The 12,383-nt window shown below is 54.4% G+C and carries 8 protein-coding genes; 6 read left to right on the forward strand and 2 right to left on the reverse strand.

The genetic code is table 11. The annotated features are described in order from the left end of the window. Position 1 precedes the first annotated feature (1 nt). Positions 2–2,680, reverse strand: coding sequence for a nitrate reductase (locus HRH59_RS05880; protein ID WP_173500337.1), 2,679 nt, complete (start codon positions 2,678–2,680; stop codon positions 2–4). A gap of 460 nt (positions 2,681–3,140) precedes the next feature. Between HRH59_RS05880 and HRH59_RS05885 the strand changes: the two genes are divergently transcribed. Beyond that, entirely contained in the window at positions 3,141–3,773 is a 633-nt protein-coding gene (locus HRH59_RS05885) for an ANTAR domain-containing response regulator (protein WP_218573464.1), read from the forward strand. Beyond that, a complete protein-coding gene (locus tag HRH59_RS05890; protein ID WP_173500338.1) occupies positions 3,770–4,927 on the forward strand; it encodes a CmpA/NrtA family ABC transporter substrate-binding protein in 1,158 nt (385 codons plus the stop codon). Before HRH59_RS05885 ends, HRH59_RS05890 begins: the two co-directional genes overlap by 4 nt. A 67-nt stretch (positions 4,928–4,994) precedes the next feature. On the opposite strand, the gene HRH59_RS05895 is transcribed toward HRH59_RS05890, so the two are convergent. Continuing rightward, positions 4,995–7,316 (reverse strand): M48 family metallopeptidase, encoded by a 2,322-nt coding sequence (locus HRH59_RS05895; protein WP_173500339.1) that lies wholly within the window; start codon positions 7,314–7,316, stop codon positions 4,995–4,997. 485 nt (positions 7,317–7,801) lie between these two features. Here HRH59_RS05895 and HRH59_RS05900 point away from each other — a divergent pair, with 485 nt between their 5' ends. The 4 genes from HRH59_RS05900 to HRH59_RS05915 are packed head-to-tail and all read left to right on the forward strand — an operon-like array spanning position 7,802 to position 12,372. Then, positions 7,802–9,169, forward strand: coding sequence for a CmpA/NrtA family ABC transporter substrate-binding protein (locus HRH59_RS05900; protein ID WP_173500340.1), 1,368 nt, complete (start codon positions 7,802–7,804; stop codon positions 9,167–9,169). A gap of 12 nt (positions 9,170–9,181) precedes the next feature. Next, positions 9,182–10,168 carry an ABC transporter permease gene (locus HRH59_RS05905; protein ID WP_173500341.1) on the forward strand — a complete coding sequence of 329 codons (987 nt, stop codon included), beginning with the start codon at positions 9,182–9,184 and terminating at the stop codon, positions 10,166–10,168. 18 nt (positions 10,169–10,186) lie between these two features. Further along, positions 10,187–11,053: an ABC transporter ATP-binding protein gene (locus HRH59_RS05910; protein ID WP_173500342.1), complete on the forward strand. Its 867-nt coding sequence runs from the start codon at positions 10,187–10,189 to the stop codon at positions 11,051–11,053. Beyond that, a complete protein-coding gene (locus HRH59_RS05915; RefSeq protein WP_173500343.1) occupies positions 11,050–12,372 on the forward strand; it encodes an NAD(P)/FAD-dependent oxidoreductase in 1,323 nt (440 codons plus the stop codon). The genes HRH59_RS05910 and HRH59_RS05915 overlap by 4 nt, the downstream gene beginning before the upstream one ends. Positions 12,373–12,383: the final 11 nt, after the last annotated feature.

Below are 12,383 nucleotides of genomic sequence, written 5' to 3' on the forward strand. Positions count from 1 at the left end.
GTTAAGCTCCTTGCAATAGGTTGGTTTGACTAAGTTGACGCTTTAACAGCGCACTAAGCTCCGGTAAACAAGAACCGCAATTGGTGCCGCAGTTAAGCTGCTTGCCCAGTTTGGCGGTACTGTCAGCACCTGCGGTTATAGCCTGGAATATCGCCAAACTTCGCACATTAAAGCAGCTGCAAATCAGTGCGCTGTTATCCGCGGCCTTGCCCTGTCCGGCCCGGCCGCTCAGCAATTGCCGGCGGTTAGCCGCGCTTATCGGGCCGCTAAACTGCTGGTTCAGCCAGCTCTGATCGGCTTGCCGCAGCGCAGGGCCGGCCAGCAGCAGCCATTGCAGCTGATTATTGTCGATAGCCGCCGCGCGATAGCCTGTCAGCTGGCCTTGCCCGCTGTCGCTACAGCATACGCCGGGCGTTAATTGCAGTTGCTGCAACAGCTGCCGGGGGGCAAGCGCATCCGTTAAGCCCAGCCGGTAGCTCTGGCAGCTGCCCAGCGGCACCCGCGCCAGATAATGCTGATTAAACAGCGCCAGTTGTGACGTCGTTAACGGTTGCTTCGTGAATAGCAAGGCCTGCCACTTTGGCGTAAAACGGCGCAGTGCCACCTGGCTCAGCTTTAATGCCGGCTGGCCGGAGATGGGATCCGTGTCGGCAGCAAACAGCACATCAGCCCGCGCCTGGCTGGCAAACTGCGCGCTCCAGTGCATCGGCACAAACAGCTCGCCCGGCCGCTGATTGGCGCTGATATCGGCGCGCAGCACTAAGCGGCCACCGGCGTTACTCAGCTGCACCAGCTCGCCCTGCATCACGCCATATAAAGCGGCATCAGCCGGGTGCAAAGTAACAAAGGGCTCCGGGGTATGTTGCATTAAACCTGCCACGCTGCCGGTGCGGGTCATGCTATGCCACTGATCGCGCAGCCGGCCGCTGTTTAGCCACAACGGCGTTGCTACCGCTGCCGGGCTAAGCAAGCGCTGGCGCAGCGCGATAAACTGCGCCTTGCCATTAGCGGTAAAAAATTGGCCATCGGCAAACAGTCGCGCCGTGCCCTGTGGCCTGGTATCAGTTACCGGCCATTGCATCGGCGTAAGTTGTTGGTATTGCTCAGCGCTAAGCCTGGCCAGCGCCGAGATATTAAACGCGCGCTGACCACTGTTTTGATAACCTGACAGCGCGGCATGTTCAGCGAAAACCTCTGCCGCGCTGCTAAAACTAAAACCGTGCGTAAAGCCCATCGCCCGGGCGACTTCACAGATAATTTGCCAGTCGGCTTTAGCCTGACCAGGTGGTGGAGATAACGCCCGTTGACGCGAAATGCGCCGCTCAGAATTGGTTACCGTGCCGTCTTTCTCGCTCCAGCCCAGCGCCGGCAGTTTAATGTTGGCAATATCGAGCGTATCGGTATGCTGATAAATATCGCTGACAATCACTAACGGGCACTTAGCTAACGCCGCTTTTACCTTATCCGCCTGCGGCATGCTGACCAGCGGGTTAGTGGCCATTATCCACACGGCTTTAATCTCGCCGCGCTCAATGGCATCAAACAACTCTACGGCTTTATAACCCGGCTGACTTACCAGCTTTGGCGCCTGCCAGAATTCGCCAACCAGCGCCTGCTGCGCTTTATCAGTGTAATCAATATGCGCCGCCAGCTGATTGGCCAGGCCGCCAACTTCACGCCCGCCCATGGCATTGGGCTGACCGGTCAGCGAAAACGGGCCACAGCCCGGCTTGCCAATGCGGCCGGTAGCCAGATGGCAGTTAATAATGGCGTTCACCTTATCGGTGCCGTCAACCGCCTGATTTACGCCTTGCGAAAACAGCGTCAGGCTAAGTGGTTCATTGGCAAAGCAGCGGTAAAACTGCAGTATTTGATCTGCTGGTAAATCGCAACCACTGGCTACTTGCGCCACTGTCGCTGCCTGTTGCTGTGCACTGGCCAGGGCCTGTGCAAAACCCTCGGTATGCAAATTAATAAAGCACTGATCCAGCTTGCCCTGCTGTGCCAAAAAACTCAGCAAGCCATTAAACAGCAACACATCGCTGCCCGGCCGCAGTTTTAAATGCAGCTGTGCCGCTTCACAGCTGGCACTGCGCCGCGGGTCAATTACGACTAACTTAGCCTCTGGCTTGGCTTGCAGTACCGCCTGTATACGCTGAAATAATACCGGATGGTTCCACGCCATATTGGCGCCCACCAACACAAACAGCCGTGCCTGTTCAATATCGTCATAGCAGCCTGGCACCACATCAGCGCCAAAGGCGCGTTTATGCCCTGCTACGGTAGAGGCCATACACAAGCGCGAGTTGGTATCGACATGGGCACTGCCGATAAAGCCTTTCATCAGTTTATTCGCCACATAATAATCTTCGGTCAGCAACTGGCCGGATAAATACATCGCCACCGCGCCCGGGCCATGCCCGGCTATCGTCTGCTGTAAACCCTCAGCCACGGCACTAATCGCCGCTGGCCAGTCGCAATCATCGCCGTTAACCTGCGGGTGCAATAAACGCCCCTCAGCAGACAGCGTTTGCCCCAGCGCACTGCCTTTAACACAGAGCCGGCCGAAATTCGCCGGATGGGCGCTATCGCCTGTTATATCAGCGGCCTGGCTTGTCAGGTTAGCGCGGATCCCGCAGCCGACGCCGCAATACGGGCAAGTCGTTAGAATGTCACTCATGCGTTTGGGCCATCTCCGGTAAAAAGACGAAAAAAAACGCCCGCTACGTTAGCCGGAAGACCGGATAACATAGCGAGCGCCATTGCTCGATATACTTGTGCTTTATCCCCTTCATCTTTGAAGCTGCAGCAGCGTTAGCTTCGCTCCCGAACCCCAATCACATAGCCTATCTATGCTCATGGGGCTTCACTCGCTCGCTGCCTTGCTGCAACTTCAATTATTTTGGGTATTTTAATTCTTAGTGCAATTGATGTTTTGCAAGCACAATGCCAACCCATAACTTTATTTGTTATCAATACCTTAGAGATGCTCCACTACAGCACAAGTTAGCCGCTGCGCTTTAGCATAGTGCAAACTGCACCAAATAGGCGCATTTCGCCAGCACTGAGCCGCTGATTAAAGCAACACATAGCGCGCTCAGCCCAGCTATAGCGCTAAATGCATTAGGCTGGAACAGCTTTTGCTACAGCAAGCTTATCCGAAGCTAAAGGCAGACCGCAGTATCGTGGATAAAACGCCGTTATCAGTAATGCTGGTAGATGATGAAGCCGACCGCGCCCTGCTGGTAGAGCAGGCGCTGGCGCAGCATGGCTATCAGGTGGTGTGCCGGCTAACCAGCACCGCCGCGCTGCGCTATCACGTTGAGCGGCTGCAACCGGACATTATTATTATTGATATGGACTCACCCGATCGCGATACGCTGGAGCATATGACGGTAATAAGCCAGCATAACCCACGGCCTATCGTATTTTTTGCCGGCCACGATGACAACCCGGACAGCATTAAGCTGGCCATTCAGGCCGGTGTCAGCGCCTATATCGTCGATGGTTTAACGGCGAAACGGGTAAAACCGATTATTGATGTCGCCGTGGCACGCTTTAATGAGTTTCAGCAATTACGCCGGCAACTACACAGCAGCCAAAGCCAGTTAGCAGAGCAAAAGTTAATTGATAAAGCCAAGCGCCTGTTGATAAAAAAGCAGCAGATGGATGAAGCCAAAGCCTTTAGCACACTGCGTAAACTGGCGATGGACCGGCAACAAAAAATGGCTGATGTCGCCAAAGATGTTATCGCTATTCTGGAGGCACTATGACCAGCCGTTACTACCCTGAGCAACAACGCCTGACCCTGGGCTTTGTGCCGCTGCTGGATGCCGCGCCGCTTATCGTCGCCCAAGAGTTGGGATTGTTCGCCGCACAAGGGCTGAATGTGTCGCTGCAGCGCGAAGCGTCCTGGGCCAGTATCCGCGATAAAGTCGCCTTTGGCGTATTAGACGGCGCGCAGATGATAGCGCCCTTGCCGCTGGCCTCCAGTTTAGGTTTGGGCGCGGCAGCCGTGCCGATGACCACCGCTCTGGTACTAAGCAGCGGCGGTAATGCGATAACTTTATCTCAGCGCCTGCTGCAACAACTGGATCTGGACCCGGCACTGTTGCCCTGCCCGCTGGCCAGCGGTAAAGCGCTGCAGCAATACCTGTTACAACAACTGCTACGACAATCAGCGCAGCAACCGCTGCGTCTGGCTACCGTTTCGCCCTACTCCTGCCATCATTATCAACTGCATTACTGGTTAAGCACCGCCGGCATCAGCCCGCGCCAGGTAGAAGTGATAGGCGTGGCCCCAGCAGCGATGACCGCACAGCTAGCCAGCGGCGCTATCGACGGCTTTTGTGTCGGTGAGCCCTGGAGCAGCCTGGCACAATTAAGCGGCCACGGCACTATCGTTACCAGCTGTGATCAGCTGTGGCATAACTGGCAGGAAAAAGTGTTTGCGGTAAGCCAGCAGTTTGCCAACAGCAAGCCACAGTGTTATCTGGCGCTGCTTAGTGCACTGCTGCAGGCCTGCCACTGGCTGCAGGATATCCAAAGCAACAACGATAAAACGGCACAGCTGTGGCACTGGCTGGCGCAGCCGCAGTATCTGGCATTGGCAGAGCGCGGCCTTAGCGGCAGTAAGCTGTTTAATAAGGCGATAGCGCAGGCATTTTTTGGCCCGGCACTGAATATGCCGTGGCGCTCGCAGGGTGCTTTTATATTGCAGCAAATGCGCAACCTGCAGCAATGGCAGGGCCCGCTTAATCAGCCGCTGTTGCAACAGGTATACCGGCCGGATCTATACCGTCAGGTCGCCGCTAACCTGGGTTTTGATGCACCGGCAGAGGACTGGCGGCTGGAAGGCGAAATTGGCAGTAAAGGTGATGGCAGCCGCTTTATTGATGGTTTACTGTTTGGCGTTAATCCAGGCTGATGCATTAACGCCGGGTCGCGGATTTTAGCGTTAACCCTGCAAGGCTTCCTTGCCCCAATAACTGCGCTTATAACAATAAATGCGGTGCCATCGTCAGGTAAAGTGCGCCGCCAATAATGCTGCCGGCTACTACAAAGCGTAAGGCGCCAGCAACAAAACCGTCAGCGGTCTGAAATCTGTCCCATAGATCCAGGCGTTTTTGTAAGGCACGCTCTTCGCCCGGTGTCAGTGTGGGGTAGCTTTGCGGAACCTGTGAACGCGCCGCTGCAGGCGTGGCGGCTGCCCCCGCTTTAGCCCAGCCAGCCACCCGGGCTTCACTAACCAGCAATTGCTCCAACGCAGCCTGACGCAAAGCACCAAGCCAGCCGAGAGTAGCATTTAACCAGCTATCTACTGCGTTGAGCCAGTCGCTGATGTTCTGCTGATCAGGTGCAACGAAGGTGAAGTCACCGAGTGACGCGGCCCAGTTTTCTATTTCGAGCCGTTGTTGTATTTCGGTGTCTAACTGTACTTGTCCGGCATCACGGTAGACGATGGCAAGCGCACGGAAAACGTCGGTAGCCGCGGCCACCAAACGCTTTAGTTCGCGCGAGCTGACATTGCGATCGGCGGTGACAACAGCGTAAACGTTGTTGAGTAGCGCACGGCTGTCGGCAATGTTGGCTTGCATGTGGTCGGCATAGTGCAACAGTGCCAGCAATCCGGTCAGATAGTCATCCCAACCTTGTCCGAGTTGCGCGGCGGCGCATTTGTGCGCAGTGCGACAGCGTTTGTCGTGATTAAAAATCACTTCCTGCACGCGCGCGCATTCGCCGCTAACTTCCTCGATCACACCGGGTAATTCACGCTTTTTAATTTCATTGCCACGAAAGCGTATTACACCATCTGGTGGTGTGTAAAAGCCGTCGCGCAGTGCAATTAATAAATCGCGCTCACGCACCAGGGTGCGCATTTGCTCCAGTTTAGCGGACAAATCTTCCGGGTAGAGCTCGCTTAACGCGCTGATAGCCGGATCAATATTACTTTCATAGAGCACATCCGGTTTGGCGGCATGGCGTACAAATGAGCGCCCGAGGTAAGCGCCGCGATAGCGACTGTTCAAATATTCGCGATCGTAGACCTTGTCCAACAGGCTAAAAATTTCTTCGTCCGGCTGATATTCGACGTCAAAGCGACTGAGCAGCTTGGTAGTGAACTGCTCTTTTAACGCTTGCGCATCATCAAAAATAATCCAGCTGCTGCGATCATCCAGCACACCGGGTACATAGATTTTTTTGGCGTTTTGTTCACGCTCGTGGTTGTAAGGGTGTGTAGCCCACATCCGCGGAGGTTGCGCAATATCGGCGCTAAATACCCGGTGCTGTGCGGGGTTATCCACCGGAACTTGCGCCACACCACCGTAATTCGGATCGTTAAGAATACCGCTCATATGTTTGATAACACGCAGTTGTACCGCAAAAAAATCTTTGCTGGCCTTGCCTTCGCGCACTTGGTCATTCACAAAGCTTTGGGCGCGATCCCAGGCTTCATCTGCAGCTTGCAGTTTATGAAGTGCATGAATCAGCGCATCGCTACCGGTTACTGATACGGCGACTAAATCGGCCTGAAACTCCATTTCACGCGACAGGGCGCGCTGGGCCAACAACACCAGATTAAAAATGGTTTCCATGGTCGCGCGCAGCGACCACACAATTAAGCGTAAAATCCAGCCGATCCAGGCAATACGCAAATCAATGCGCGATAAAAAGCGCAAAAAATTATCCAGCGCATCGCGTTTGGCAATAATATGTGCGGCAATTTGCTGGGCAATATACACCCAATTACCAAGTGCCATACTGCGCTGGGCAAAGTGACCAAATTCATGCGCCAGTACTGCCTTTAGTTCGCTGATAGTCAGTGCATTGACCAGCGGCAAACCAATTTCCAGATTCTTTTTCGACGGAAAGAAGAAATTCAATAACGATAAATCGTAAAATACGCAGGCGTTGACCCGCGGTGACAAAAATACCCGATGCGGGCGCGGTGCGCCGGTTTCATCCGCCAACCTGAATAAAAACTTGAACAGCTGCGGTTCAGATTGCGCAGTAACTTCGTATTCCTGCTCAATGCTGCCTTTTTTAACGAACAACAATGCCTTAACCATAAACAGGGTTAAGAAGCCGGATGATAATGCCACTATCCACGTAAACAAATTACCTTGTCCGGTGGTGATGCTGCTGTGAATCAAGTTATAGGACGACCAGCCAAACCAGGTGGTTAATGCCAGGTAAATCACCACAAAGGTGATTAAGCCAAGCACCGCCAGCCAAACATGGCGCTTATGTGCCTTGCTGGGTTTGGTCAGGTTGGCCGGAATAGTAGTGGGGTTTGCAGGGTAAATACCGTCCATAACGCAATTCCTTTTTTAATTAAAAGCGATTTAAGAGAGAGTATGATGGGTATAGCAACGACCGGTTTACCCCCTGATGCAAACTATCCTACCCGAAATCATTTACTGTTGAAATCCTGATTGTCAGGCAAAAGACAGCTAACACCGATGTTGTTTTGCCCAATCTGATCAGACCTTCCTGACAGATAAAGCTATGTCAGTGCACGTAGAACCACACTGGTGCAAATTGCACCGTTATTGTGCCGTCGCAAGGCTCTTGCCGCTAACACAAAAACACTAAGCAATTGAAGATAAACATATTTCAAAACTGGCACACTAACTGCTTTGTATTGGCAACAAGTTGCAAAGAGGCAACTGAAAGACAAAACCAGCTAACAAGCTAATGGCAAAGGCGCCATCTGGCTGTATCCGCAACAGGGTGCAGCCAGATGGCGTTTTTTTTCGCCCTGCTTTTATAAAGCGTTTAATAACAAAGGACAGCATAGATGACACAGCCGAAACGTAACACACACCGCCTGCTGTTGGCGCTGGGCTTAAGCCTGAGCTGTAGCTTAAGTGTTAGCCTGCCAGCATCGGCCGCACCGGAAAAGCCGGATTTAAAGCTCGGCTTTATTAAGCTGACCGATATGGCCCCGCTGGCGGTGGCGCTGGAGCGCGGTTACTTTGAAGACGAAGGCCTGTATGTGCAGTTAGAAGCCCAGGCCAACTGGAAGGTACTGCTGGACCGCGTAATAGACGGCCAGCTCGATGGTGCCCATATGCTGGCCGGTCAGGCCTTAGCGGCCACTATCGGCATTGGCACCCGGGCGGCAATGCAAACCGCTTTTGTGATGGACTTAAACGGTAATGCCTGTACCGTCAGCAATGCGGTATGGCAGCAAATAGCGCCGCAAGTTGCGCGTAACAGCGAGGGCAAACCGCAATATCCGGTAACGGCCGATGCGCTAAAACCCGTGCTGGAAAATAGTGCCAAACAGGGTAAAAAGCTGCAGTTTGGTATGGTATTTCCGGTTTCCAGCCATAACTATGAGCTACGCTACTGGCTGGCTGCCGGTGGCGTGCACCCTGGCTTTTATGCGCCGGAACACGGCGATAACAGCGGCCGGTTAAAAGCTGATGTACTGCTTTCGGTTACCCCACCACCGCAAATGCCGGCGACGATGGAAGCCGGTACTATCGACGGCTACTGCGTCGGCGAGCCATGGAACCAGCAGGCGGTGCTGCGTGATTTAGGCGTACCGCTGGTCACCAATTACGATATTCACACTAACCTGGCAGAGAAAATCTTCGGCGTCAGCCAAGCCTGGGCAGAGCGTTACCCGCAAACGCATTTTCATCTGGTTAAAGCGCTGATCCGCGCCGGCCATTGGCTGGATGCCGATAACAACGCCAACCGCGCTGCAGCGGCCAAACTGATTTCACAGCCGTTTTATGTCGGCGCCGATGAAAAGGTGATTGCCAACAGCATGACCGGGGTGTTTGCCTATGCCCGCGACGATATCCGCGCTACGCCGGACTTTAATGTGTTTTTCCGCTATCACGCCACCTACCCCTATTACTCCGATGCTGTCTGGTATTTAAGCCAGATGCGCCGTTGGGGCCAGATAAGCAGCGCCAAGCCCGACAGCTGGTATCAGGATATTGCCAAACAGGTATTTCAGCCGGCGCTGTATCAACGCGCCGCCGCAGCACTGATTGCCGAAGGTAAGCTCACTGCCGCTGATTTTCCCGACTTTACCACTGAGACCGGCTACCGGCCGCCAGCGGCGACCCGCTTTATCGACGGCAAACAGTTTGATGCCACAGAGCCAAACGCCTACTTGCAGCAATTTGCCATTGGCTTAACAGACTAAAGGAGCAACACCATGAGCGCTATTCCAAGCCAATGGTCGCGGGTTAAAAACGTGTTACCTGGCCAACAACAACTGGCACAGTGGCTGAAACAAAGCCTGTTATCAGCAGCCGGTATTGCCGTGTTTGTGCTGCTGTGGCAGCTGCTGGCCAGTCAGATCACTACCTCGCTCGGCAGTTTTCCGGGGCCGCTGCAGGTGGCGCAGCAATGGTCCGGCCTGGTGGCCGAACATAAGGCAGAAAATGCCCGTGAAGCGGCGTTTTATCAGCGCCAGCTTGAGCGCAATGCCGCCAGTTTAGCGGCTAACCCCGATGCGGTAATAACAGTGCGACCTTACAACGGCCGGCCGACCTTTTTCAGCCAGATTTTTACCAGCCTGTACACCGTACTCACCGGCTTTGTGTTGGCATCATTAGTAGCAATACCCGCAGGTATCGTTATCGGGCTAAGCCCACGGCTGTACAGCGCCTTTAACCCACTTATTCAGCTGTTTAAACCGGTATCGCCGCTGGCCTGGTTGCCACTGGTGACTATTTTGGTCAGCGCCTTGTATCAAAGCGAGCAGCCGCTGTTCGCGCGCTCATTTTTAGTGTCGGTATTTACCGTGACGCTGTGCTCGTTATGGCCGACGTTGCTTAACACCATAGTCGGCGTCAGTAATATCTCGCCCGATTTACAAAACGTCAGCCGAGTACTGCAGCTTAACTGGCTAACCCATGTGCGGCGTATTGTGCTGCCCTCAGCGGTGCCGATGATTTTTACCGGCCTGCGTTTGTCGCTCGGCATTGCCTGGATGGTGCTGATTGCCGCCGAGATGCTGGCGCAAAACCCCGGCCTCGGCAAATTTGTCTGGGATGAATTTCAAAACGGCTCGTCCGACTCGCTCAGCCGCATCTGTGTCGCGGTGCTGGTAATTGGCTTAATCGGCTATGCGCTGGATCGGCTGATGCTGCAACTGCAGCAACGGGTGAACTGGGATAAAAGCGCGCAGCTGCGCTGAAGAACAAGGAGATACGTGATGCAAAAAGCCCATTTACAACTCAGCCAGCTGGGTATCAGCTTCCCCACCCCGAAGGGGCCCTTTGTCGCGCTGCAAAACGTTAATCTGGAGATTGGCAAAGGCGAATTTATTAGCCTGATTGGCCACTCCGGTTGCGGTAAATCAACGGTGCTGAATCTGGTGGCCGGCTTACTGCAGGCAAGCAGTGGCGGCGTGATTTTAAACCAGAAAGAAGTGAATGCGCCCGGGCCCGAGCGCGCAGTGGTATTTCAAAACCACTCGCTGCTGCCCTGGCTTAGCGTGTACCAGAATGTCGAGCTGGCAGTAAAGCAGGTATTTCGCGGTAAAAAAAGCAAAACGGAAATGCGCGACTGGATAGAGCATAACCTGGCACTGGTGCAAATGAGCCATGCCCGCGATAAGCGCCCGGCGGAAATTTCCGGCGGCATGAAGCAGCGCGTCGGTATAGCCCGCGCCTTAGCCATGCAGCCACAGGTACTGCTGATGGACGAACCCTTTGGTGCGCTGGATGCACTAACCCGCGCCCATTTGCAGGATTCCTTGATGGACATTCAGGCACAGCTGAATAACACCGTCATTATGATCACCCACGATGTCGATGAAGCGGTGCTGCTATCGGACCGTATCGTGATGATGACCAACGGCCCGGCCGCGACGATTGGCGAAATTCTGCAGATTGCGCTGCCACGGCCGCGTAACCGCATCGCGCTGGCCGACTGCGCCACTTACAACCATTACCGCCACCAGGTGCTCAGTTTCCTATATGAGAAGCAGCGCAAAGTAGAAGTACTGGCCAAAGCCGAACCGGTAAAGGTAACAGCAGACGCGCTGGCCGGCGCAGCAACACGGGAGAAACGGGCATGACAGAAGCAGAGCTGATTATTATCGGTAATGGTATGGCCTGTCAGCGCCTGTTGGCCGAATTGGTGCAACAACCGAACCGGCCCACACGGATAGTGGTGTTTGGTGCCGAAAGTAAACCGGCCTATAACCGCGTGCTGTTATCAAGCCTTTTAAGCAACGAGCTGCCCGACAGCGCTGCCGAACTGGCAAGCCCTGACTGGTATGCCGAACATGGCATAGAGCTGGTTTGCGATGATGCCGTAGTGCTGATTGATCGCGAGCGAAAACTGGTGGTAAGCCGTCATGGCCGTTACCGCCGTTATCAGCAACTGGTGCTGGCCTGTGGTGCCCTGCCGCTGACACCGACTTATGCAGAAGATGACAGCAAGCATCTACTGCCCGGCATTTGCCATTTTCGTAACTGGCAGGATTTAGCCACGCTGCGTCTGGCCGGCCAGCAACTGCAACATGCGGTGGTGGTCGGCGGTGGTTTTCTCGGCCTGGAAGCGGCCGAAGGCCTGCGCAAACTCGGCATGCAGGTTAGCCTGCTGCAGCGCGGTGCTTATCTGCTCAACCGCCAGCTGGATGCCACTGCCGCCACGTTATTGCAACAGCAACTAAGCGCGCGCGGTTTAAGTATTTTCACCAATAGCGAAATTGACCGGCTGAATTATAAACGAGGCCAATTGCAGTCGGTCAGGCTGACCAGCGGCCAGCAGTTAAAAGCCCATATCGTGGTACTGGCACTGGGCATTAAGCCTAATATCAGCCTGGCTCAACAGGCCGGCTTAACGGTTAACCACGGCATAGTGGTAAACGCCGACTTACAAAGCTCAGACAGCGCTATTTATGCGCTGGGCGAATGTATTGAGCTAAACGGCGAAACCTTTGGTTTGGTAGCGCCGGTTAACGCTCAGGCGACACAGCTGGCGCAAACACTGTGCGGCAAAACGGCGCCCTATTGCAGCGAACATGCAGCAACACAGCTGAAAATCAGCGGTATCGCGCTAAGTTCCTGCGGTGATATTGCCGCGCTCTGTGCCAATTCCAATGCCAATGCCGACAGCTTCGATGCCAGCACTGACTATCTGGATGCGGAGCTTTTTGAGTACCGCCGGCTGTGGTGGCGCGGGCCTTATTTAGTCGGCGCAGTGCTGTATGGCGATACCGGCCTGAGCCAGCAACTTAGCCAGCTGATTAACCAACAACAGCCTTATTACGGCTGTCGCAGCAGCTTATTGCTTGGCCAAATCGCGCTTGGCGAAATCGAGCCGGCCCCGACCGACAGCGCTGAAAAACCCGCCGCTGTCAGCCAACCACAACAACAAGACGCCGCCTGACGGACGCATAG

The sequence above is a fragment of the Rheinheimera lutimaris genome (assembly GCF_013283795.1).
Taxonomy (GTDB): domain Bacteria; phylum Pseudomonadota; class Gammaproteobacteria; order Enterobacterales; family Alteromonadaceae; genus Alishewanella; species Alishewanella lutimaris.